Here is a 23,944-nt window from a genome sequence, read left to right as displayed (position 1 = left end):
GAAGTATGAGCCATTGATTTGACTGATTTGTGTAGTTACTTACTAGCCTAAATCAAGCTCTGCTTCCCTCCTGATTTACGTTTCACCCCTAAGCAGTTTTGTCAGTCAACCAAGGGTTGTCTCTCGTTAGGAGTTTCTGGCTGGGAATGCCTACACTAAGGCGGCCGCCTCAGATTCTCTGTTTCCTTTTCACCGCCGATCGGCGTTCCCATTTTCTGACTGGGAACGAGGATAAAATTATCCAAATCCTTTGCCAGGTAAAGGGTTGAGGCTTAAGGCTATCTGAAAAATTTAGGAAGACAACCGGTTTCCCTAGAGTCAAATGTGACCCGGATCACTTGGGACAGTAAGAGGTAGTCACAATCTCTTAGCCAACGCGATCGCTTAAACTTTGGGATTTCAATCAAAAATTTACATCTAAAATGTCACATCTTGCTACAGGTTTCTATCACTTGATGTTCTTTATAAAAGCTTCATATTAAGAATATCGAATTTTACGAATCAGGATGCAATCTCAAATTGACCTAACCCAGTTCACTATTGAACAAGTGATTCATCAGATATTTACCTTTCGTAGAATTTCCCGCATGGATCAGCATCTACTCATGTCAGTGCTGCTATCCAAGGATTCCATCAGCGACCTGGAGAAAACTCTAATCGACAAAATGTTCGTTGCTGTGAAGCTTGGCAGACTGAGAATTGTCGATTAAAACCGAGTGTAACTTTACCAGGCATTTATATTTTAGCAAAATGCTTCTCATACTTTGGATAGTTGACAATGCCAAATAATTGTTCATTTATAAAAGTTAATTTTTCTTAATTACCACTGAGAAAAACTTATGGAACATATTCCTTAAAAAATATTCAAACTAACAAAAAGCTTTTTACCTTTCAACAATTTGAAAGTGCAGAAGTTACCTACTATCAAGGGGATGTGATGGGGTGTTTCCTAAAAATTATAACTATAGTTATTTTAATTATTATGATGCAAATGATTAATATGAAAATGGTATTTTCCCTAGTAAAACAGCACAATATTATAGAATTTCAGAACTACGAACCGGCCGATTATGGCAGTCCAGAGATTAGCCAAGGTGCAGGGAGGCGTTAAAGAACAGCTGCTTTGCTTGGAGAGAGGGAGACAAGCCGATAAAAAAGCACATCAACATGAGAGTTATATAAATCTCAAAACTAAAAAATAATAAAAAAATAAATATACCATCTGCTAGAGGCATGAGTTATCGTGGGGAGAAAACTGGCGATCGCGAGACGGTGGTTATGAGAAAGCTTTTGATAGCGTGCTTGTTTTTATTAGGGCTAGGATTTGCCCTGTTTAACTTCAAGGGATTGGCAGCTCAGGGAGAATTTGAGACGATTGTGCTGGACTTCCGCGAGGACGTGCCAGCCGAGGTGCGGCAGGAGCAGGTGCGATCGCTCGGCGCACAGCTAAACAGCGAATTCTCCCAGGCGGATAATGTGTATATCGTCAAAGGCGATCGCACTACCCTGAAAGCCTTGAGAAAATCCGGCCTAGTCAAACTGACAGAATACATCGAGCCGAATTATATGTATAAGTTGCCGGAAGCTCCCGGCAACTCCAATTACCGGGCATTCTCATCCAGCAAGGATGAGGCGCAGCCTGCCTTTAGAGGAGCTAACGATCCCTTATACGGCAAGCAGTGGAACCTGCGTAACGTCAGCATTGAACCAGCCTGGGACGAAACCAAAGGCGCAGGCATTACAGTTGCCGTAATTGACACCGGAATCAGCCAAGTTCCTGACTTGAAAGATACCAAATTTGTCAAAGGCTACGACTTCGTAAGCGACAAAGTAGAAGCAGACGACGACAACGGACACGGCACCCACGTAGCTGGAACAGTAGCTCAATCTACTAATAACAACTACGGTGTCGCCGGTGTTGCCTACGAAGCCAGCCTCATGCCCCTCAAGGTTTTGAGTTCCAGTGGCGGCGGAACAGTTGCCGACATTTCCGAAGCAATTAAATTTGCCGCGGATAACGGTGCTGATGTAATTAACATGAGCCTCGGTGGTGGCGGTGAAAGCCAAATGATGCAAGAAGCGATTAACTACGCCCACAGCAAAGGTGTCGTCATCATCGCCGCAGCAGGCAACTCTAACGAGAACTCTGCCTCCTATCCAGCTCGATATCCCCACGTCATCGGTGTTTCCGCCATTGATTCATCTGGGGAAAAAGCCTTCTACTCCAGCTACGGTGCTGGTGTGGATATCTCCGCCCCCGGTGGAGCAATGCAAGGAGAGGGAGATTCAGCAGCTGGTGGAATTCTGCAAGAAACCATCGGCTATGACGAAAATGATAATTTAATCCCCGTCTTTGCCGCCTTCCAAGGCACCAGCATGGCATCTCCCCACGTAGCCGGAGTTGCAGCTTTAATCAAAGCCGCTGGCGTGACAGAACCAGATGACATTGAGAAAGTTCTTAAGGAGTCAGCACGGGCAGTTCAGGATGACGGACTCAACTACTACGGTGCTGGCCATTTGGATGCTGGTGCTGCTGTAAAACTTGCCCTGCGCGGACAAATTACCTTCCGTGATTTCTTCCGCTGGCTGCGGGACAATGGCTATCTCAATCCTCGCTTCTGGATTGATGGCGGTGCTGTGGCACTGTTGCCTAAAGTGGCGATGGTACTGGGTTCCTATCTCCTAGCTTGGTTCTTGCGGAATTATTTCCCCTTCGGTTGGAGTTGGTCGCTTGCCAGTGGGTTACTTGCTGGGAGTTCTGGCTTGTTTTTCCTGCGGGGGTTCTATATTTTCGATCTTCCTCAGTGGCCTTTCCGCGTCATGGGTAGTTCGATTCCTGAGTTGGGAAGTGCAGTTCAAGGAAGCGGTTTATTGAATCCGATCTTTGCCAGCGTGTTAATTCCCTTTATTTTAGTAGCACTGCTACTGGGACACCGCAGCTGGAAGTGGTTTGCTATCGGTTCAGCGGTCGGTGTGGCATCCTGTTTAGTGGTGAGCGCCGTAGTAGATCCGGCGGTATTGTGGTTGGGTGAGGGCGCGATCGCTCGCACCTTCCTGATTACCAACGCCCTTCTGTGTTACGGACTCGCCTATCTAGCCTCTCAAGGAGAGAAACAAACGGCATGAGCATTTCAGTAACAGGCACCATCGAACGCAAAGGACTCGGCCCTGGAACCTGGGCATTAGTCACCGACGATGGCGAAACCTACGAACTCCAGAAACCCCCGGAAGAGTTACGCAAATCGGGACTGAAAGTAAAAGTCAAAGGTGAAGTCAAAAAAGATGTGATGACTTTCGCCATGATTGGCCCGGTTCTGGAAGTCAACTCTTTTGAGCAACTGAGTTCGGACTAAGGCTAAGGTCAGGATGGCTAATTGTATTCTGGTTAGCCATCCTGACCTTGAAAAAAAATCCCCGGCTCAAACCGGTGAGCCAGGGGATGTCAATCAGGGTGCATCTACCAATCTACTTTTCTCTGGCTTACACCACTTATCCGGAGAAATCCCAGGAAAATTTTTTTGTTCTAGGGAATGTCAGCTGTGAGGCGACCGCCTCACTTAAACTACTACTCCGTCTATCGTTAGGGGAGGCAGAGCCTCCAAGAATTACGTTTCTAGGCAGAGCTTAGAAATAAAAAGTCTTTTATCCTTCTCTCGTTCGCTTCACCAGGTATGTACCATCAGAGAAGGCGAAACTGCAAATTATGGAAACTTTAAGTAAATTAAATCTATCTAGGAAAAGAGGGGACAAATTACTCCTCCTCCAAAAAGAGAGCAGACAGATGTTCTAACTGAAGCAGGAGTGCATGGTAGCAGTGGCTCAGGAATTTCACATCTCTGTAAATCCCTTAGGGGAAAATAAATATTGGGTGCGGACAGAATGTGTTGGTACACCCGGTGCTGTGCCATTGGCCGAGGAGCAAGTGACGTGGCAGGTGGAGGGGTGGTTGGCCGATGCCAAGCACTTGATGAATGACCCGTTGTTGATGGTTTTGTCTCCAGGCGACACTTCTCGATCGGCATCGAACAACACACAGGCAAATCAATCTTCTCTAAACCTGGTGGCTTTGGGCCAGCAGCTTTACGAGGCGTTGTTTCAAGGTACGCTGCGAGATAGTTGGATGATTGCCCAAGCGATCGCGCAACATCGACAAGAGGTGCTGCGGTTGCGGCTGGGACTCAAAGACCCCCGCTTACTCAGCCTACCTTGGGAAGTGCTGCACGATGGCGAGCGCCCATTGGCAACGGGTACAGATGTTGCCTTCTCCCGTTATCAGGTGAATACCAGGTTGAGAAGTGCCGCTTTATCAGGGGCTTCCCAGGCAAATCAACCAATAAAAATATTAATGGCGATCGCTGCCCCGACTGACCAGGAAAGTTTGGATCTTAAACAAGAAGCAAGCCATCTGCAAGCAGAACTCAGTAAACGCTCTCATAATGGCTTGCCAGAAATTCAGCTCACTGTTTTGGATCAACCAGGCTCAGAACAACTGACGCACGAGCTAGAACAAGGTCAGTATCAAGTTTTTCACTACGCAGGGCATAGCGACCAAGGCGCAGATGGCGGCGCTCTTTACCTGGTTAGTCGCAAAACTGGCTTAACGGAGACTTTAAGCGGTGATGACCTAGCTGGGTTGCTGGTAAATAACGGCGTTCAACTGGCAGTATTTAACTCTTGTCGCGGCGCTCATACCGCTATGTCAAATTCCAGCGATGGCGCAGCAGAGCGAAACCTGGCAGACGCTTTGGTTAAGCGCGGAATTAAGAGCGTCCTGGCGATGGCAGAACGGATTCCCGATCGGGTAGCTTTGACGCTGGCGCGCCGGTTTTACAGCAATTTGAATCAAGGTTATCCCATAGACCTGAGCTTGAGTCGAGCGCGGCAGAATTTAATATCTACTTATGGTTCTCGCCAGCTTTACTGGGCTTTACCCATCCTTTATCTGCACCCGGAATTTGACGGTTACTTGACACCAGCCCATCACGCCATGAATGCGGGAGCCGAACGCCTCCAGTTGACTGACGCTGCTGGTACAGACCTTCCTTGGGCGGGAATTCTTGGTACACTCACCGGGGAAGAAGAAGCTACATTTGTTGCCCCGCCTGTGTCTAGATCCGGTTCCCTAACCCCCGACAACAATTCAAATCTACCGCCCAAGGATGATGATTTATACGATGAGTATGACGAACCAGACTGGGCAGATCCGGTTGACGATCTATATGACGATGCTGGCGACGAGGACGACATCGCCCTAGTCGCGGATTTGCTGCGCCAGCTCAACCCTGAACCGGGAACGCCAGCTGGGGAGACTCAGAGCGGGGGAGACAATGTAGTTTTCCATCCCTCTGTGTCCCAACCCCCAATCCCCAGCCCTCAGCCCCCAGTCTCCAATCAGCCTACCCCTACTGCCCAGTCAGCCCCTACTAAGAATTCGGTGTCGGAGACATCGCTACTAGGATATTCTGGTGCCGTAAGGCCACCAACCCCCTTCTGGAGACGTGGTGAGGGCGGGAGACAACGGGTTAAAGTCGTTCCAGCCGTGTTGGGGGCGTTAGGATCGGCGGTAGCGATCGCGCTTTTAGGATACTGGTTCTTCCAAAGTCGCCCGCCCCAACCTGGAGAACTTTTAGAATCCCAAAGAAGCTCTTTGCCAGTTACCCAGCTACCCAGTTCAAATCTCAAAGCTGTTGATTTGAAAACAGCCAACACCTCCACAGTCACAGTTGCCGCAATTGAACAGTTCGGTCAAAATAACTTAGCCGCCGCAGTTCCTGCTGTAGAAGAATTGCTCAACCGAGGAGCATTGCAGCAAGCCAAAGGAGCGCTAGATACTGTTTCTCGCCAGCAAATTGATGACGCTGCGATTAGTTTCTTGAGAGGGCGTTTGGCGTGGCAATCTATTCAAACTGGCAACAAGGATTACAGTCTAGATGATGCCCGTCGTTTTTGGGAGGTAGCTGTCAAAAAACAACCCAAATCTATCGCCTACCTCAATGCTTTGGGTTTCGCTTACTATGCTGAAGGCAATTTCAAGCGTGCTAATGAGGTTTTGTTTGATGCTTTATATTTAACTGGAGAAAACAAGCCCAATCAAAACACCTTGACTACCTATGCTGGCTTAGCACTGGGACTGAAGGAATTGGCGAAAACTCAGCCAGATGATAAGCGGACAAAACTTTTGGACGAGTCTAAAAAACTTCGCCAAAAGGTGATGACAGACGATCCCGTTAATTTTCAACCAGAGGCGCTTAGTAAAAACTGGCTCTGGTCAGAAAAAATAATTCAAGATTGGCAAAAAGCCAATAAAAATTAAAAATTGCCTCTTGAATTTTTATTGGGAATTGGGAATTGGAAGAAATCTTACCCAGTCCCTATTCTCCAGTCCCCATTTCCCAGTCCCTTCTTTTTTTACTTTTTTAGCAGTGCTGCAAGAGGCTGCCGCTTTCGCAGATCCATAACTTCTGCCAAACTTTCCTCGCCCCAATCTAGAGGATGATTCTCCTCCGCAGGCACCACTGTTACTTCACTCCTTGCGGATGCAGTCCTTGGGATGGGCGCTACTTGAATCCCATCTACAGATGGTTGATTTTGCAACATGGGACGGCGTTGCATTGGGCGCGCCAGCGTTGCGGTGTTGCTCTTAGCAATTCGCTTTTTGCCGACACTAGAACTAGGGACGGGTTTTGTACCTGCCCTTGGACGTTTGAGCGATTTACGCCGAGATGTACGATTTACGTTCAGCGCTATCAAAAGAGAACCGCCACAAAAGCCGAACGCGATCGCAGCATACAACCAAGAAGGCACTTTCTCTTTCTTTGGAGCTTCCACTTCCGGTTCTGGAACCGCCGTGAAGCCGGGTAGGGCGGTCTGGGAGTCCTCAGTCGGGCTCAAGCTGGGTAGAGGCGTTGAGGATTCCGGAAGCGTTGTTTGAGCAGGTACAGGATCAACAAGTACAGGCTTCTCTTCCTTGATTGGGCCGGTACTGACCAGACCCAGCGCTGCTATTGCACCAATTACCACTACCGATGCCCACAAGCCACCCCAGAAGGCAAGTGGGTAGTTGTAGAGCATCTGGTGCAGAAAATGAACACTGAGGCGCTGTCTATGAGGCTTATCGGGCTGATTGAGCATTGAACGCCCTCAACTGGCACAACTGACTAACATTGGGTAGTTTATATCAAAGTTTAGAACAACAGGTATAACTTAGCAGTGGCAAATTGCAAAAAGAAGGGATTGGGAATTGGGAATTGGGAAGAATCTTACCCATTCCCTAGTCTCTAGTCCCCAGTCCCCAATCTCCTACAGCAAATTTTGTTAACAATAGAGGTGAGTTTATTAGACATCCAACCACAGATACAGGCTGGGTACAAAATGGCAGTTTAATCTTGCAGGATACGATAGACTAGCTACTCGACAGGGTATAGCGAGGTTAGAAAGAAAATGGGTGAGCAAGTCACTTCTGCAATTCCAGAACATTCACAAACCGATGAAGTCAACACGGACAAGTTATCAAATGACCGTGCATCGGCAATTGTTAAACAACCTCAAATGAGTTTGTCGCGGACGACCCGCGAAGACTCGCCTAAATCCTGGGCAATAGAAAATAGTGAGAATTTATACCGGATTGAAGGCTGGGGTCAACCGTATTTCTCGATTAATGCAGCGGGTCATGTCACGGTTTCTCCCAAAGGGGAACGCGGTGGATCTTTAGACTTATTTGAACTGGTTAACGCCCTCAAGTTGCGTAATCTGGGACTGCCATTGCTGATTCGCTTTTCTGATATTTTGGAAGACCGGATCGAGCGATTGAATGCTTGCTTTGCTAAAGCGATCGCTCGTTACAACTATCCCGGTGCTTATAAAGGGGTGTACCCTGTCAAGTGTAACCAGCAGCGACACTTGCTTGAGGATCTGGTGCGGTTTGGCAAGCCGCATCAGTTCGGTTTGGAAGCTGGCTCTAAGCCAGAAATGATGATTGCTTTGGCATTGTTGGATACGCCGGGAGCGCTGTTGATCTGCAATGGCTACAAAGACCGGGAATACATCGAAACTGCGATGTTGGCTTCAAGACTGGGACAAACGCCGCTGATTGTGCTAGAGCAGATTGAAGAAGTGCAGCTGTGTATTGAAGCTAGTCGCCAGTTAGGAATCAAACCGATTTTGGGTATCCGGGCTAAGCTCTCTACCCAAGGTGTGGGACGCTGGGGAAGTTCTACAGGCGATCGCGCTAAATTTGGACTCACGATTCCAGAAATTATCCAGGCGGTACAAGAGTTACGAGATGCCGATCTGCTGGGATGTTTGCAGCTGTTACACTTCCACATTGGTTCGCAAATTTCTGCTATTAACGTGATCAAAGACGCAATTCAGGAAGCTAGCAAGATTTACGTCGAGTTAGCCCATCTGGGAGCTGACATGAAATATCTCGATGTCGGCGGTGGTTTGGGAGTGGACTACGATGGTTCTCAAACCAACTTCTACGCTTCCAAAAATTACAATATGCAGAACTATGCCAACGATATCGTGGCAGAGTTGAAGGAAGCTTGCGCGGAACACAATTTGCCAGTTCCAACGCTGATTAGTGAAAGTGGCAGAGCGATCGCTTCCCATCAGTCAGTGTTGATTTTTGATGTTCTTGGCACCAGTGATGTCCCCTCTGGCGCACCCGAACCCCCACAAGAAGGCGAATCAGCCATTATTCGTTACCTCTGGGAAACCTACCAATCCATCAACGAGGAAAACTTTCAAGAACTGTATCACGACGCGGCTCAATTCAAAGAAGAAGCCATCAGCCGCTTTAATTTGGGGATTTTACGCCTGACCGAACGAGCCAGAGCTGAACGGCTTTACTGGGCTTGTTGCGAGAAAATTCTGGCGATTACCAGAAAGCAGGAATACGTTCCTGACGAACTGGAAGACCTGGAAAAAATCATGGCGAGCATCTACTACATCAATCTGTCTGTATTCCAATCTGCGCCGGATTGTTGGGCAATTGACCAGTTATTCCCCATCATGCCAATTCATCGGTTAGATGAAGAACCCACGCGGCGAGCGATTCTGGCAGACCTCACCTGCGACAGCGACGGCAAAATCGACCGCTTTATTGACCTGCGGGATGTAAAGTCAGTTCTAGAGCTGCACAACCTAAAGCCGGGAGAACCCTACTACCTGGGAATGTTCCTGAATGGCGCTTACCAGGAAATTATGGGCAATTTGCATAATTTGTTTGGCGACACCAACGCTGTCCACATTCAGCTGACACCCAAAGCCTACAAAATTGAACACGTAGTCAAGGGAGACACGATGACGGAAGTGTTGGGTTACGTGCAGTACGACTCTGAAGATTTGATTGAGCAGATTCGCCGTCTATGCGAACAGGCGCTACTAGACAAGCGGATTACTATACAAGAATCCCAGCGCTTACTGCAAAACTACGAGCAGAGTCTGAGTCGGTACACTTATCTGTCGTCGTAAGTAGCAGGGGCAATGTCAAAGCCCTTTAATATCGTAGACAAGTAAGCCCTAGTAGGTTGGGCCTCGTGCAACCGCGAAACCAAACAAATGCCCTATTACCTATATTCCGCACCCCCAGTTGTCACATAAGACAATTGAAGGTGCGGAATTTGGGTTAGATGTCAAGTGAGGGAAAATCGTCAGCGTAAAACTACTCAACAGGGAAAGCACCGGGTTGGACTTGGACATTCTGGTTTTGACCGTTGCGATTGATTTCTACTTCCAGCTTGCCACCAACTGAACTAGCTTCTACCCGTTCCTGTACTTGATCGGCACTATTGACTTGTTGACCGCTAATTCTTTTAATAACATCTCCTTCACGTAAGCCAGCGCGGTCTGCTGGTGAGTTTTTGACGACTCGCACGATTAAAACGCCTTTGTCCTGAGTGAGTTTAAATTGTACTTCCGGACTTTTGTTAATTTCTTCTTTCACGTCTGGGGTAATCGTCACCATTTGAATTCCCAAATAGGGATGTTCAGCACGACCTTGGCTAAATAGCTGATTACCGACTCGCGAAGCAGTTTCAATCGGGATAGCAAAACCGAGTCCCTGAGCATTTGCCCGAATTGCTGTGTTGATGCCAATGACTTCGCCACGAGCGTTTAATAACGGGCCGCCGGAGTTTCCGGGGTTAATTGCCGCATCAGTTTGAATAAATCTTACTCGCTTATCAGGGACACCCACCTGTAAACTGGAACGACCTGTAGCGCTGACGATGCCTACAGTTACAGTGTTATCTAGTCCGAGGGGATTGCCAATAGCGATCGCCCACTGACCTGGTATCAAATTTTCCGAATCTCCCAGCCGTACCCACGGCAACTTATTAGCATCAATTTTGACCACAGCCACATCAGTAACTGGATCTGTCCCCACTACACGACCATTCAAAATCCGGCCATCCTTGAGCGTCACCTTAACTGTATCTGCCCCAGCGACAACATGAGCATTTGTCATCAAGCGGCCATCTGAGCTAAGAATGAATCCAGAACCCGTACCCCGCTCAATTCGGTCTTCTGGGGGAATTGGCATTTCGTTGCCAAAAAAGCGTCGGAAAAAGGGGTTTCTGAAAGCATCCGGAACTTGCTGGGACACGGTACGAGCCGAATCTATCCTGACCACCGCAGGGCCGACTTTTTCTACAGCTTCAGCAATAAAGTTCAGGTTATCTTGGGACGACCCGCGCCCTGGAGATATTTGTTGTACCGCTGGGGGAAATATTTGCTGCTGTCCGCTACTAACGCGAGTTTCGTCAGCATTAAAATAGCGACTGGCATATATTCCTGCACCACCGCCGATAGCCAACAAAGCGAGATAAGTGGTCAGCTGCTTGGCAAGTAAACTCATATTCTTTGCGCTGAACGACAGCAATACAGTAGATAATCCCACTGTAATCAAAAAAGTTCTTCACCGCAGCAGCAAATAGACTGAATACGGTTTCTGTAGTAGCTCAGAGATTATGGGCATATCTAGGCTGCAAAAGAGAATGACACACTTGTTAAGCCAGGACAGACGCTACAAAATTCGCAGGTTGGGAAGTTGTCTCTATCCTTGCAGAAGTTATAAAATATTTTTTCGTTCGTAGCGTCTCCTCACGAGAGCGACGGGCTAAAAGGGCTAAAGGTTACAAATTAAATAAGACGGCTGTAGAAATATAGGGTTTCTCAGTCGGGTGGAATATATCGCGATTGTTTTCTTTTCGCCACCTTAGTCAAGACATAGTAATGCCATGTCCTTATAGACGTATCGCACTCAACTCTTGAATTGCTAAATAAAATTGAGTAACCAATTTACCATTGAAATTGTAGAAACAATAAATTAGCGATCGCGCATTTTTTTGGGTTATTTCTCACGGCAGAATGCGATCGCCCCCAGCACCAAAGATTCAGCTCATATAGAATGTTTTTTATTAATTTTTAATTTTGCCTTTTTAATCCCTCACAAACACACTCATTCTCGTGTATTTTCTGTGTTTCGTTTCGTTCAATAGTAGGTTTTAATCGTCGATTTGGATAAACCGGTTTGACGTGAGATTGCTGTCTAATCGGAATTTGAATTATAAACTCTGTTCCATGACCAAGCGCAGAATTACACTGAAGCTGACCGCCGTGTTTTTCCACAATAATTTGATAGCTAATTGACAATCCTAACCCAGTGCCTTTGCCTACAGGTTTCGTTGTGAAGAAAGGGTCAAACATTTGACGACTGATTGCCTCTGTCATACCAATGCCATTGTCTGCAATGCAAATCGCCACTTGATTTTTGTCTACTACTTCGGTGCGAATCCGAATAGTAGGTAATTGGTAATTGGTACTTTCCTCGCCATCCTTGATTTCCCATCGCCCCTTATCCCCAGAGGGAATTTCAAATTCTCCGCTCCGCATTTTCAAGGCATCAATCGCATTACTCAGTATATTCATAAATACCTGATTAAGCTGACCCCCTAAACACTCTACAAGAGGCAGGTTGCCGTACTCTTTAATGACTCTAATTCCAAAACGCCCTGTTCTTGCTTCTAGCTGATTTTGTAATATCAAAAGGGTACTATCTAGCCCCTCGTGAATGTTAACAGATTTTAATAGACTCTCATCTAATCGAGAGAAGTTCCGCAGTGACAGCACCAAATCCCGGATACGGTTCGCTCCCACTTTCATCGAAGCTAACAGTTTCGGAAGGTCTGTACTGAGAAAATCTAGGTCAATTTCTTCAGTAAGGCGCTGAATATCAGATGTTGGCTGGGGATAGTGCTTGCTAAAGAGTTGCAGCAGCTTCAGCAAATCTTGGACATATTTATCTGCGTAGTTGAGATTGCCATAGATAAAATTGATGGGGTTGTTGATTTCATGAGCAACACCAGCAACTAGCTGCCCCAGACTTGACATCTTTTCTGTTTGAATTAGCTGGGCTTGCGTTTTTTGCAATTTGTCAAGAGTTTGTTGTAAATGCTGGGCTTGTTGTTTTAATTGCGCTTCTGATTGCCGCAATGCCGCTTCTACTGAGACGCGCTCAATAATGTCTTGTTTGAGGAGAGCATTGGCTTTATTGAGTTCGGCAGTTTGTTCTTCTATCTGTATTTTTAAATCATCATGTGCTTGCTGCAATGCCTTCTCTGCTCGTTTGCGTTCAGCAATCTCAGAACGCAGTCGCTCGTTGCTGTTTCTTAATGCGGTAGTTCGTTCCTCTACTGCTTGCTGCAATACTTCGATGACATTATACATATCTGCTGGGTTCAGCACTTGCAGCAAACTGGTTTGGGAAACGATGCCTAGTAGTTGTCCGCGATCGCTACTTACAACCAAACGCCGCACACGCCGCCGTTGCATTTCTTGATGGGCATCCCATAGGGAATCTGAGGGACGCAAGCAAAACAAGGGCGTACTCATTACATCTTGAGCCTGCGTTTTTGACAAGTCCAGCTCTAACGCCTGGAACTGCACAACGTCTCGCTCTGTAACGATTCCCACTGGGACTAGGGGTTGGGGATTGGGGATTGGGGATTGGGAATTGCAAGGACTCTTACCCAGTCCCTTGTCCCCAGCCCCCTGTCCCTGTTGTGTAATAACTACACAGCTGACTAGCTGCTGAGCCATGAGCTGGGCTAAATCTAGAACAGAAGCGGTTAAAGGTGCATGAACGACTTTAGATGTCATCACATCGGAGACATATCGCAATCGCGTCAGGAGATTGACGGGTTGCAGTGCTTTCCGAATACTGTCGTTTGTCACTACCCCAACAATTTGATCGTTATCGTCCATTATTGGCAAGTGGCGAATCCGATGCTGACGAAATAAAGAAAGGGCAGTGAAAACATCCTGAGCTTCCGATTTTCTCAGTGTAATCGCTGTTTTTGTTACTATATCGCCAATTTTGACGTTTATTAGGGAAGTTCCAGCAGCAGTCAGTCGGACTATATCCCGCTCTGTGAATACTCCCACTAGCTGCGTACCTTCTATGACCAATACGTAACAACCCGAAGAATCGGCGGTGTCAAGAACACTTTCCCTTTCTGGAAACACAGAGGTGGACGATGCGACACTTCTCTGATAATTCCTCCCTATGAGATCTTTTGAAACGTCATTGGCATCTGTTTCTATCCTGTTGGGTAGCACACAACTACTCCTTAACTGACTCATGAGCGCGAGAACATCGACTAGAAGTGTGTCAGGCGCAACGGTTAGAGGTTGACGCTCAATGGCAGGCTCTAGAGATAGTGAAGGAATAGGCAAACCGTTTAGGTGCATATATAAACCCAGCCAGTAATTTCCACAGGGGTTCTGTTGGCAATTGTAAGCTAGGATACAGCCAAATTTGTTGTTATTCTTAGTTGGGTGCAATAAATCATTACTTTAGCGTCATAAATTATTACATACTCTCATGTTTATTTGCTGCTGAAGTTTAGACAGGGCAAGACTGAGGAAGCTAAAAAAGCCAATACGGAGGGAAAAAGCAGTTTTCCCTCCGTATTGGTTATTTTTAGCAAGTTAATTGTTACAGCCCGCGCTCAAGTAAGGCTATGGCGATGGCATAGGAAAAAGGTGAATAGGGAAAAGAGGGGATACCCAGAGCGGCGATCGCGTAATATTCTCAACAATAGCGATCGCGTCCATTTTTAGTTGTTAGGCTTGATGATCAAGCTGGTTATGGGGCGCAACAACCGTACCCATACCATCTGCTGCTGGCGCGAACGAGTGAAAAGCTCAAAAAGGCGAAAAGCCGGAAAACTAATTGGGTTTTTAATTGATAAATTTAATGTTTCAATAGATATTTATCTCTACCTAATAAAAAAGACCAGCTGTTACCACAGCTGGCGCAAAAAACTCGTTGATTCTGTTGTCGTTGATCTGAGGAAATCCTAACCTGCGCGTTCCCAACCGCCAGCCTAAAAGATTTCTTAATATTTACTGTAACAGGAAATACAAACTTTGGATCATAAAAATTTACATTTTGTTGAAATCTTCACACTAAAGATAGTTGACGGCTTTCTGAGGACGACCCCAAATGATGCGCTCATGCTTATAAATCGCAATCCCAGGTTTAGCACCTTTAGGCTTGTAGACGTGTTTGGGTTGAGTGTAGACCACTGGAACCTGGTCACTTTGTCTGGCGCGGCTGTAGTAAGAAATTAAGTCGGCGGCAAATTGCAAATCGGCTTCGTCAGGGACTTCCCCCGGTGCGACGCGCAGCAAGCCATGACTTCCGGGAATTTCCTGAGTGTGGAACCAGAGGTCATAATCTCCAGCCATGCGAAAAGTTAGCTGATCGTTCTGGCGGTTGTTGCGCCCAATTAGTAATTCAAAGCCGCTTGGTGTCTGGTAATTGTATGGGTGACTCGCTTCCTCATCCCTACGGCTGCGGTTGTCTGGATCTTCTAGATATTTCTGCCCAATCAGTTCATCGCGGATTTCTAAGAGCGTTTGTAAATCTTCGGGGTCGTCGTAAGCATCAAGCTGGGTGAGCGTTGCTTCCACTTGCTCCAGGTAGTCAATTTCCTCTTGCACCTGTTGGAGTAAAGGTTCAACGGCTGTACGAGCGCGTTTCAGTTTCTGGTGTCGCTTGTAGAGGGATTGGGCATTTTGGACAGCGTTTTTTTCTGGATCTAGGGGAATTGTGACTGGCTTATCTGTTTCAAAATCGTTGAGTGCGATCGCCTTCATCCCTGGTTCCCAGTCTTGGAGGTAAGCCATCAGCAAGTCTGCTTGTTCTCGGTACTGGTCTGCTTGGTCTGATTGCTGCAAGCGTTCTTTGAAGGTAGAAGCCTTCTGACGCAATTTTTGCAGAATGTTATTGAGTTTCTGACTTAACTGATGGCGGATCTGGTTAAATTCTTGTTGATTTAGTTGGTCGGTGTAGTAGCGGTTGAGTAATTCTTGGACTGATGAGGCAGGCTTGATAATACCCCAACCTAAGACGTTATAACCCTCTGGTGTAAAGCCGGGATGAAACTGGCTCTTGAGTGGGGACACGGAGGACAACGCTTTTTCTTCCTTCTCTCCTTGTTCCCCTCTACCTCGGTTCCCCTCTTCCCCAGTCCCCAGTTCAACTACTTGCAGCCACTCTTGCCATTTTTGAAATAATTTATCCCAGTCGGATGATATCAAGCTATCGGTGGTAGCCTCTGAATCTAGGCCTGCGGCTTGTGCCATTGATACCACCAGCGCTGGACTTAAACCCCGGTAGTTTTTCAGTAAGTTCCGCCGCAGCGTTCCTGGTACAAGACTGACTCGCTCTTGCCAGCGCTCTTGGGATTCTCTCAAACTGGGAGTAGTGTTGGTGAGCGCTGGGGGTACTTCGTAAGGTTGTCCGGTTTGGATAGGACGGACGCTGGACTGCTGGCTGCTAACTTGATGGGCGACAGTGACAATTAGGTTGTCTGCACCTGTGAGGATAACGTTGCTGTATTTGCCTATAACTTCGACGTACAGGTGCCAGAATACCGGGTCTCCGGGACGTTTGGCAAATTGCAAGTCTAGCACTCGCTCCCAAGGCGCGATCGCTTCAATTGCCACCAAGGCAAATCCTCCCAGTTGATGTCGCAGCTGGTCGCTGAAGGTAAATGTATCCGGTGTCCGGGGCGGTGGATTTCCTATACAAACTCTCGCCGCTTGCGGATGCCAACAAATTGTCAGCCAACCCCGTCGCTTCAAGGTTCGCAGTGCTAGAGATATTGTAAAGCGATCGCGCTGATAAACCTGTTCGGTGCGCGCTGGTATCCATTCATCGCGCAGTTCGCAACAAGCACCAGTTAGGGTAGTAAAGTCAACAAGTTGCACGAGAGAACGTAGTTTTTATTGTTACAAGCTCACAATTAGTTTACTTCTATCCTTGCTAACTAAGTCACCTGATCTGGAAGCAATTCACATGGAACCGCTATTTTTATCTATTTCTTTTGGAAGAGTTAAAAAGAACTGAAAGGTAAAAAAAAGCAGTTAGTACCTAAAAACGGGGTTTTTCGTGGATTTTAAGCTTGTAAGTCAATATTATTGTAGATAACATGGGAACTAGACTCTATGAAGCTTTTTATGCGGCTATGCCGTTAGTTTTTTATGGACATCCAGCTAATCAACATCGGTTTTGGTAACATTGTGTCTGCAAACCGAGTTGTTGCCATTGTCAGTCCAGAATCTGCCCCGATCAAACGGATCATTACCGATGCCAGGGATCGAGGCCAGCTGATTGATGCCACTTACGGGCGTCGTACCAGAGCAGTAATTATTACTGATTCTAGCCACGTCATTCTCTCCGCTATTCAGCCGGAAACTGTTGCCCATCGCTTCGTTATCGGCAAAGACGGTAGCGCCAACAACTAAAGACTAAAAAGGCAATCATGTAAAAGGCAAAAATGAATAATTTTTGCTGCGCTCCTTTCGTGGGGGATCGCCTGAAAGCTTTCTTATTGAGAGACGAAGGAAATATATAGTTCCTATAGTCCAAAGTCTCAATTCAATGTTTTAAAGTAGAAAGTCTACAGTTTGTTGCATGAGTCAGAAGAGTATGGGAAAAGGGAGACTGATTGTTTTGACAGGGCCGAGTGGAGTAGGCAAAGGCACGCTGCTGCGATCGCTTCTAGCGCGTCATCCAGAACTATATTTTTCTGTATCGGTCACCACTCGCTCCCCCCGTCCTGGGGAGATTGACGGTAAAAATTATTATTTTGTCAGCCGCAACCAGTTTGAGGAAATGGTAACAGCTGGTGAACTGCTCGAATGGGCTGAGTTTGCCGGAAATTATTATGGCACTCCCAAACGCCGGGTGAAGGAACACATTCAGCAAGGACAGTGGGTGATTTTAGAAATTGAACTCGAAGGGGCGCGGCAGATCAGGAAAAATTTCCCAGAGGCATTGCGGATCTTTATCATGCCTCCTTCTGTAAGCGAGCTAGAAAACCGGATACGAGGCCGGGGACAGGATTCTGAGGTAGCGATCGCCCGCCGTCTCAGTCACGCTCAAGCAGAAATTGCCGCCGCCAGTGAGTTTGATATTCAAATCGTCAACGATGACTTGAAAGATGCTCTTCAAGCGATTGAAGACGCTATTTTTACCACAGCAAACTGTTGATTTTTTTACGCCCACAACGCGAAGGTTCACGCTTTAGGTAGCACAGCGATCTGCCTGTCTCTTTAAATGTTCCTTTCTTTATAAAGAATCACCCTTTCGGGTGATTTACTGTTGCACACTGTCTTGTATTACGAAAAATTTGTTTGTGTATTTGTGTCTAATATCATGCCGAGAAAAAGACACTCGCAGACTGAATTAAAGGACACAAAACTGCTATGCAACTAGGAACTCTCAAAAAAATTGGCGCTGGCTTAACAGCTTTTACTCTATTAGGAATTACACTAAGTGTTGCCGTTCCCCAAAATTTAGCCGAACCATCTAACGCAGGTAATAAGTTTGCTCCCAGAACTGTCGCACCAGAGCAAGCAGGAGGTGCGGTTAGTGAAGCCGATACCGTCCGCCAATCCATAAAAGCTAGAGTAGGTACAGCAAACGCACTCGGTGCAGGTGTGCCAGGGACAGCGACAGATGATGGTCGGGTTTATAACGTGTTGAGTACCGTTAATATCCGCTCTTGTCCCAGCACCAGCTGCCGTATCTTGCGCGTCGCTCGACCGGGAGCCGATGTTTTAAACGATCCTAGCGGAGGCACTCAGCAAGGCAATGGTTATACTTGGGTTCGCGTTACCTACGGTTATACTTCCGCCAATGTCTGTGCAAGCGGTCGTCTTCAAGGCTGGATGATTGTTAACCCACTGGCTCCGGGAACGGCTCATGTAGTTAAGTCACCTGTAAATCTTCGCAGATCGCCATGCAGTGGCCAAATTATCAAAACTGTACCTATTGGCACCAAGTTGAACTTTGCTGTAGATAACAACCAGTGGAACAATAAGTGGTACAAAATTACTGTGCCTGGGTCAACACCAGGGACATTAGGTTATGTTGATGGTTGGGACTATGTTGATGTCTACTAACAATTAGGCTAATTCTTGTTGCTGATAAAGCAAAGCCCGGTAGTGATACCGGGCTTGTTTTTTAGAGCGTAGAGAGTAAGGTTAGACTACTCCTGTGCTGCTTTTTCAAGAGAGTTGTAAGGTGATTGAGGTTACAAAACTCAACCTACAACTAACTAATGACTTATTCCCAAACGTCCAAATCGAGCGCTCGCGAACCACCCCGTTCTAGCATTAACAAAAGGTTCTTGAGTTGTCCCCAAATCAAGAAGCCGATAAATAAAGTGAGTGGCACAGCAACCCCACAAGCCAGCGAGCCGGGAAAGCCAAAAATCTCTAATCCAGCCACAAGAAATACGCAGACACCCGCACAAATTCCCAGAAACGGCAGTTGTAACTGCATACCTTGCATTTGTGCTAGGGTGCGGGTGGAGCGGTTTTTTGCCCACTCCCGCACTTGTTGTTTCAGGGTGGCTTCAAAAGCAGCGCCAGAGGTTAGTCCAGCGAATAAACCAACAACGAGTAAAAAATACGGCGGGTCTGGAAAGTAATACACTAATAACTCCTAATGGTTAATGGCTAATAGCTAATAGCTAATTATTAAAAGCCATTAGCTATTAGCTTCAAGATTTGTGTTGAAAAGCAGAGAATGTGGAAACAGTGGGCAAAAGCGCTGCGACTCCCTCGGTGGAGAGTTCAGTTAAGGCTCCCAATGCCACATTGAACAACCGTGCTGGTTTCAGGTCGTCTTTAACCAGATTCCAGAGGCGTCGGACTTCCTCGGTATGAAGGCGGTCATCTTCTGTTAAAGCTATCAGTAATTGCCGTCGCAGAAACTGACCTTCTTCAGAAAGGATAAACTGTAAACCGAGTTGTGCTGTGGGTAATAGATCGAAATTATCATCACTGCGGGCGATCGCAATCATATTTTCCAATCGCTGCCACTGGAATTTACCATCTTTGAACAGCACCTCAATCAACCGCCGCCGCATTTCGGGAGTTTCCCCGGTGAGTAAACGCCGCGCCACATAGGGATAGCCAACTTCGACGATTTTGAAATTCGGATTCAAGCTTAAAGCTAATCCCTCTTGCGTCACCAGAGAACGAATAATCAAGGCAAATTTTGCGGGGACGCGGAACGGATATTCATACATCAGTTCCGAGAACTTGTCTGTAACTGTCTTGAAGTTGAAGTCTCGCACACTTTCGCCTATCGCTTGATCCAGCACGGTTTCCAGCGCCGGAATGATGGGAATAATGTTTGTCTCTGGTGTCAAAAAGCCTAGCTTCACAAAGTCTTTGGCTAACTCGATGTAGTCTTTGTTGATTAGGTGAACTACGGCGCTGACGAGGTTTTCTTTGGTATGCTCCTCCATCTGATCCATCATGCCAAAGTCAATGAATGCCATGCGCCCGTCTGGCATGGCAAACAGGTTGCCTGGATGAGGATCGGCGTGGAAAAAGCCGTGTTCTAGCAGCTGTCGCAGTCCTGATGTTACGCCAATTTCAATCAGGCTATCTGTGTTCAAACCTGCTGCTTTGATCCGCTCAGTATCTGTCAGCTTGAAGCCGTGAATCCACTCTAAGATAAGAACGCGGTTGCTGGTGTATCGCCAGTAAATTGCTGGAACTTTGACGGTGGGATCGTCGCGGAAGTTTGTGGCGAATTTTTCGGCGTTGCGTCCTTCGTTGAGGTAATCAACTTCTTCAAATAACTTGGTGCCGAACTCATCGACAATTAAGCGCAGGTCATGCCCTAAATTTAGGGGAAGCCAGGGAGCTACCCAACCAGCAGCCCACCGCATTAAGTACAAGTCTAGGGTAATGGTTGGTAGCAAGTTGGGGCGTTGCACCTTGACTGCTACTTCTTCGCCAGTGTGGAGACGGGCTTTATATACTTGTGCTAGGCTGGCTGCGGCTAGAGGATCTGGGGAGATTTCGCTAAATATCTCTTCTATGGAGCGGTCTAGCTCTGTCTCGATGATATTGAAGGCGATCGCATTATCAAACGACGGCAGTTGATCCTGTAGTTTGATGAGTTCTTCTAAAAAGTCTTTCCTTATTAGGTCAGGGCGCGTGGAGAGGGCTTGACCGACTTTAATAAATGTAGGGCCGAGGCGGGTTAGTATTTCCCGCAGTTCGGTGGCGTGTTTAGATGCGACTTGTCGCATCTCTACATTCCACAATTCATCCCACTTTAACCCGATAAAGAATCTCGCAAAGGACAAAATAATGTTGATGCCACGCCAGATAACTAGCCAAGGACGATAAAGGTAGTATTGGGCGATCGCTTTTGGATCGTAGCCCCCAGACTGGACGAGTGGATACCGATTCACGCTTGTGTCTGCCTCTCAAAACAAAACTTATTAGTAAGTAGCGGCTTGGTAGTAGTAAAGCCACTTTTTAACTTGATCAATCAAATAACACTTATTTCCAGAGATTCCTTCCGCAATCTCTCGTAACTTTATACATTGTTTTTTACCAGTTTTTTAACGTTTTATTAACTATAGTATACAAAAATACAGACACCATCGGGGATCAATATCCTGGGCTGGGGACTGGGGACTGGGACTGGGGGCTGGGGACTAGGTAAAACTTTTTCCCAATCCCCAATTCTCAATCCCCAATCCCCAATCCCCAGCTCCAAGATTGCAGGGGAAAAACTTTTTTGCTCAAAGGGGGAAATTCAGGAGAATTTTTACCCTCCCCGACATGGGGAGGGGTCAACACGTTCGGGCTTCAGACTAGCTGCTGGACTTGGCTTCTAGGTTTTCCATGCGACTTTTTAGCTCCTGATTTTGCTTTTTCAACTGATCGAGTTCCTCTCGCAATTGTTTGATAGCTTGATCGGAACCAACGTTTTTTTGCACCCGTTCAACTGCTTCCTCAGCGATACGACGAACTCGCCCATCGGGAGTTTGATCGGCAAGACTTTGTAAAATCGCGATCGCTTTCGGAGTCTCCATCTGTCCCAGTGCTATAGCAACTGAAACTTGCGTTAAGAAAAACGTTTCTTTAGAAAGTTTGCTTAATTGCTCTAGAATCCGTTCCAGGTTGACATTATTCTGACCTGTAGAAATGCCTCCTAGTGCGCGAATGGCTGCAAGGCGCAAAGCCTGCGGAACTCCGGGCGCGGTATATTCTAAAATCAGATCCAAAGCTTCTGGTGAAGTTTTGAGTTGAGATAAACCTGCGATCGCGCCCGTCCTAACAACCTCATTCCAACCAGCTTTTTCCTTCAGTACCCAGTGCAGCAGTTTCAGTACCTTTTCTTGCTTGGGCTTTTCGTCCAAGTGGGCTGCTCCAATTCCCGCGATCGCGTTAGCTGCGGCAGCTTCCACATAGTAGCTGGCATCTCCTTTTTCCAGCAGTGGTTTCAGTGCTTTATAGCTTTCTTGCGTCTTGATTTGAGCTAGTGCTTGCACCACTGCACGACGTACTAAAGCCTCTTTATCTTGCAACCCGACAACTAAAGCATCAAACGACTGATCGAGTTTAACTTCAGAGAGTTGTTTGGCAACTTCCGCCCGAACTCCCCAGCAAGAGTCATTCCGCAAAGCAGCAGCAAGAGCCTTTACCACCTCTAATCCACCTTTTTTTGCCAACGCCTCAGCAGCGTAAATGCGAGAAACCGGATCGGGATCGAATTGCAGTTGTGCTTTGAGTTCGGCAACTGGGTACTCTAAAGACACAGTTTTCAGGAAATTATTTCCCACATCAAAGCTTACATATTCGGGTTTCTTTTCTAAGGGGAAGTAAAAACTTTGTTCCCGCTCATTTACCCGAACCTTGAAAATCTTTGATTTTGGATTTTGCTTGTCGGGGTCAGCGTCCTCTTGCTGACTATAACCGAAGGCAATCGGAATTTTCAAGTCAAATAACTCGCTTTTGCTGCCGTTATTATCACTTGCAGCTTGAGTTTGCGTAACTGTAATTTTTGCTAACTTGCTGTCAGCATCCCAAACATAAGCAACTTTGAAATCTGGATGACCGCCGCGATAAACGTACTGGTCGAATAGAAATAATAAGTTGCGTCCGGTAGCTTTTTCAATGGCTCTTAGCAAGTCAACTGTTTCGACTGTTTGGTGGGCGTTATCCTGAACAAACGTATGAATTGCCTTAAAAAATAGCTCGTCTCCCAACTCTGTCCGAATCATGTGATAAACGCAAGCGCCTTTTTCGTAAAGGTGCCTGTCGTACAATTCAATTGCTTCCCGGTAAACATGAGTTACAATTGGACGACGGTAGCGGCTGCTATCTTCTGAAATGTAGCTACGAGCTTCATTTAATAGATAATAGGCTGCATCTTGCGCTCCATATTCTTCGTCTGTCCACAGCACTTCTGAATAAGATGCCATGCCTTCTTTAATCCAAGCATGAGACCAGTGCTTGATAACCACTAAATCCCCGAACCACTGGTGAGCGAGTTCGTGAGCAACTAAACTTTCAGTAAGGCGATTATCTAAAGATGCCCGTTCATCTAACAAGCAGCGGTCAGTTAGCAGGGTGGTAGAAGTGTTCTCCATACCGCCAAAAATGAAGTCATCAACGCAGACTTGGGCGTATTTAGGAAAAGGATAGGGATAGCCAAATTTTTCGCTGAAAAATTCAATCATCCGGGGAGTTTTGCCCATGCTGCGGCGGGCATCTTGTTCCCGATTTTTCTCCACATAATATGTTACGGGTTTGCCATTCCATTCATCCTTAATTTCCGCAAAGTCACCTACAGCTAAAGTTATCAAGTAGGAGGGATGAACTTGCTGCTGTAACCAGTGGTAAATTTTGCTTTCGCCATCTTCCTTTGTTTCGATCAATTCTCCATTGGAAATAGCGATCAGAGGTTTGGGAATTTTGACGCGAATTTCTGAAGTTGCCAACTGTCCCGGATAATCAAAGCAGGGGAACCAGAAGCGGGAGTCTTCATCTTCTCCTTGCGTCCAGACTTGCGTCGGTTTGTGGGGATAATGTTTGTTGGGGGTGATGAAGTAGATGCCGCGTTGGGGTTTTTCGACCGAGTAAGCGATCGCTACCTTTACCGATTTTCCCATTTCCGTAGGTGTCTGCATCTGAATATGCAGCTCGTTGCCATCATAGTCAAACGTTTGCGGCGATTCGTCAACCTCCACTGAATGAATATTTAGGTTAACGGCATCCAAAGTTAAACGGTCAATCCCACTCCGCACAGGGGATAATGTGATGGTGCAAGTGCCGACGACGCTTTGATTGGGAATGTCGAGGGCTAAATCCAGAAAAATATGTTCAACTTGTCCGGGTCGGTCTGGGTTGTAGTGGGGTCTAGCACCCGGTAACTCAAAGGATTTATGACGTGTATTGTCGGAATCAAAACTAAGCTGGAAATTCATGTTCGCGATCGCGCCCTTGAGACAATAGGGGTATGGCTACAACCCCTTAAACAAAGCCATTGAAGTATATTTTCCACATTAGCGCCTTTCCCGCGATTGTACTTAGGATTCCATGCACTACA

Annotated in this window: 16 protein-coding genes; 9 read left to right on the top strand and 7 right to left on the bottom strand. The window is 46.7% G+C overall.

Translation table 11 applies throughout. The features are described 5' to 3' along the window. Positions 1–506 precede the first annotated feature (506 nt). The 4 genes from H6F66_RS12120 (at position 507) to H6F66_RS12105 (ending at position 6,313) form a co-directional block, all read left to right on the top strand. Entirely contained in the window at positions 507–710 is a 204-nt protein-coding gene (locus tag H6F66_RS12120; RefSeq protein ID WP_190421500.1) for a hypothetical protein, read from the top strand. Positions 711–1,278: 568 nt separating this feature from the next. Then, on the top strand, positions 1,279–3,126 hold the full coding sequence (locus tag H6F66_RS12115; protein WP_190421508.1) for a S8 family peptidase: 1,848 nt from the start codon (positions 1,279–1,281) through the stop codon (positions 3,124–3,126). Beyond that, positions 3,123–3,353, top strand: coding sequence for a DUF5818 domain-containing protein (locus tag H6F66_RS12110; RefSeq protein ID WP_190421498.1), 231 nt, complete (start codon positions 3,123–3,125; stop codon positions 3,351–3,353). Before H6F66_RS12115 ends, H6F66_RS12110 begins: the two co-directional genes overlap by 4 nt. Positions 3,354–3,805: 452 nt before the next feature. Beyond that, positions 3,806–6,313 carry a CHAT domain-containing protein gene (locus tag H6F66_RS12105; protein WP_199295510.1) on the top strand — a complete coding sequence of 836 codons (2,508 nt, stop codon included), beginning with the start codon at positions 3,806–3,808 and terminating at the stop codon, positions 6,311–6,313. A 95-nt stretch (positions 6,314–6,408) separates the two neighbouring features. Here H6F66_RS12105 and H6F66_RS12100 read toward each other — a convergent pair whose 3' ends face one another. Next, positions 6,409–7,131 carry a hypothetical protein gene (locus H6F66_RS12100; protein WP_190421496.1) on the bottom strand — a complete coding sequence of 241 codons (723 nt, stop codon included), beginning with the start codon at positions 7,129–7,131 and terminating at the stop codon, positions 6,409–6,411. A 309-nt stretch (positions 7,132–7,440) separates the two neighbouring features. Between H6F66_RS12100 and speA the strand changes: the two genes are divergently transcribed. After that, a complete protein-coding gene (gene speA / locus H6F66_RS12095; RefSeq protein ID WP_190421494.1) occupies positions 7,441–9,474 on the top strand; it encodes a biosynthetic arginine decarboxylase in 2,034 nt (677 codons plus the stop codon). 190 nt (positions 9,475–9,664) lie between these two features. Here speA and H6F66_RS12090 read toward each other — a convergent pair whose 3' ends face one another. Then, on the bottom strand, positions 9,665–10,858 hold the full coding sequence (locus H6F66_RS12090; protein ID WP_190421492.1) for an HhoA/HhoB/HtrA family serine endopeptidase: 1,194 nt from the start codon (positions 10,856–10,858) through the stop codon (positions 9,665–9,667). A gap of 569 nt (positions 10,859–11,427) precedes the next feature. Beyond that, positions 11,428–13,752 (bottom strand): CBS domain-containing protein, encoded by a 2,325-nt coding sequence (locus H6F66_RS12085; protein ID WP_190421490.1) that lies wholly within the window; start codon positions 13,750–13,752, stop codon positions 11,428–11,430. Positions 13,753–13,893: 141 nt separating this feature from the next. Between H6F66_RS12085 and H6F66_RS12080 the strand changes: the two genes are divergently transcribed. Further along, a complete protein-coding gene (locus H6F66_RS12080; protein ID WP_190421482.1) occupies positions 13,894–14,124 on the top strand; it encodes a hypothetical protein in 231 nt (76 codons plus the stop codon). A 348-nt stretch (positions 14,125–14,472) separates the two neighbouring features. Here the strand turns inward: H6F66_RS12080 and H6F66_RS12075 are convergent, their stop codons facing one another. Beyond that, a complete protein-coding gene (locus H6F66_RS12075; protein WP_190421480.1) occupies positions 14,473–16,281 on the bottom strand; it encodes an NFACT RNA binding domain-containing protein in 1,809 nt (602 codons plus the stop codon). Between the two features lie 273 nt (positions 16,282–16,554). Between H6F66_RS12075 and H6F66_RS12070 the strand changes: the two genes are divergently transcribed. From H6F66_RS12070 to H6F66_RS12060, 3 genes are all read left to right on the top strand, one after another. Next, complete coding sequence (locus tag H6F66_RS12070) at positions 16,555–16,818, top strand: DUF370 domain-containing protein (protein WP_190421478.1); 264 nt, start codon at positions 16,555–16,557, stop codon at positions 16,816–16,818. Positions 16,819–16,987: 169 nt separating this feature from the next. Next, positions 16,988–17,566: a guanylate kinase gene (gene gmk / locus H6F66_RS12065; RefSeq protein WP_347269372.1), complete on the top strand. Its 579-nt coding sequence runs from the start codon at positions 16,988–16,990 to the stop codon at positions 17,564–17,566. A 215-nt stretch (positions 17,567–17,781) separates the two neighbouring features. Continuing rightward, positions 17,782–18,480 carry a hypothetical protein gene (locus H6F66_RS12060; protein ID WP_190421476.1) on the top strand — a complete coding sequence of 233 codons (699 nt, stop codon included), beginning with the start codon at positions 17,782–17,784 and terminating at the stop codon, positions 18,478–18,480. Positions 18,481–18,643: 163 nt separating this feature from the next. Here H6F66_RS12060 and H6F66_RS12055 read toward each other — a convergent pair whose 3' ends face one another. From H6F66_RS12055 to H6F66_RS12045, 3 genes are all read right to left on the bottom strand, one after another. After that, positions 18,644–19,015 (bottom strand): hypothetical protein, encoded by a 372-nt coding sequence (locus H6F66_RS12055; RefSeq protein WP_190421474.1) that lies wholly within the window; start codon positions 19,013–19,015, stop codon positions 18,644–18,646. Positions 19,016–19,082: 67 nt separating this feature from the next. Then, positions 19,083–20,795, bottom strand: a complete 1,713-nt coding sequence (locus tag H6F66_RS12050) for an AarF/UbiB family protein (RefSeq protein WP_190421471.1) — start codon at positions 20,793–20,795, stop codon at positions 19,083–19,085. Positions 20,796–21,203: 408 nt separating this feature from the next. After that, a complete protein-coding gene (locus H6F66_RS12045) occupies positions 21,204–23,822 on the bottom strand; it encodes a M1 family metallopeptidase (protein WP_190421469.1) in 2,619 nt (872 codons plus the stop codon). Positions 23,823–23,944 lie beyond the last annotated feature (122 nt).

Origin of the sequence: Trichocoleus sp. FACHB-6, assembly GCF_014695815.1 — a bacterium.
Taxonomy (GTDB): domain Bacteria; phylum Cyanobacteriota; class Cyanobacteriia; order Cyanobacteriales; family FACHB-T130; genus Funiculus; species Funiculus sociatus.
The sequence above is the reverse complement of the archived record's forward strand: the minus strand, read 5'-3'. Positions and strand labels throughout refer to the sequence as shown.

What these genes read in the sequence shown, in the direction of transcription:
- H6F66_RS12120 (WP_190421500.1), top strand. Translation starts at nt 507, where the DNA reads ATGCAATCTCAAATTGACCTAACCCAGTTCACTATTGAACAAGTGATT.
- H6F66_RS12115 (WP_190421508.1), top strand. Translation starts at nt 1,279, where the DNA reads ATGAGAAAGCTTTTGATAGCGTGCTTGTTTTTATTAGGGCTAGGATTT.
- H6F66_RS12110 (WP_190421498.1), top strand. Translation starts at nt 3,123, where the DNA reads ATGAGCATTTCAGTAACAGGCACCATCGAACGCAAAGGACTCGGCCCT.
- H6F66_RS12105 (WP_199295510.1), top strand. Translation starts at nt 3,806, where the DNA reads ATGGTAGCAGTGGCTCAGGAATTTCACATCTCTGTAAATCCCTTAGGG.
- H6F66_RS12100 (WP_190421496.1), bottom strand. Translation starts at nt 7,131, where the DNA reads ATGCTCAATCAGCCCGATAAGCCTCATAGACAGCGCCTCAGTGTTCAT.
- speA (WP_190421494.1), top strand. Translation starts at nt 7,441, where the DNA reads ATGGGTGAGCAAGTCACTTCTGCAATTCCAGAACATTCACAAACCGAT.
- H6F66_RS12090 (WP_190421492.1), bottom strand. Translation starts at nt 10,858, where the DNA reads ATGAGTTTACTTGCCAAGCAGCTGACCACTTATCTCGCTTTGTTGGCT.
- H6F66_RS12085 (WP_190421490.1), bottom strand. Translation starts at nt 13,752, where the DNA reads ATGCACCTAAACGGTTTGCCTATTCCTTCACTATCTCTAGAGCCTGCC.
- H6F66_RS12070 (WP_190421478.1), top strand. Translation starts at nt 16,555, where the DNA reads ATGGACATCCAGCTAATCAACATCGGTTTTGGTAACATTGTGTCTGCA.
- gmk (WP_347269372.1), top strand. Translation starts at nt 16,988, where the DNA reads ATGAGTCAGAAGAGTATGGGAAAAGGGAGACTGATTGTTTTGACAGGG.
- H6F66_RS12060 (WP_190421476.1), top strand. Translation starts at nt 17,782, where the DNA reads ATGCAACTAGGAACTCTCAAAAAAATTGGCGCTGGCTTAACAGCTTTT.
- H6F66_RS12045 (WP_190421469.1), bottom strand. Translation starts at nt 23,822, where the DNA reads ATGAATTTCCAGCTTAGTTTTGATTCCGACAATACACGTCATAAATCC.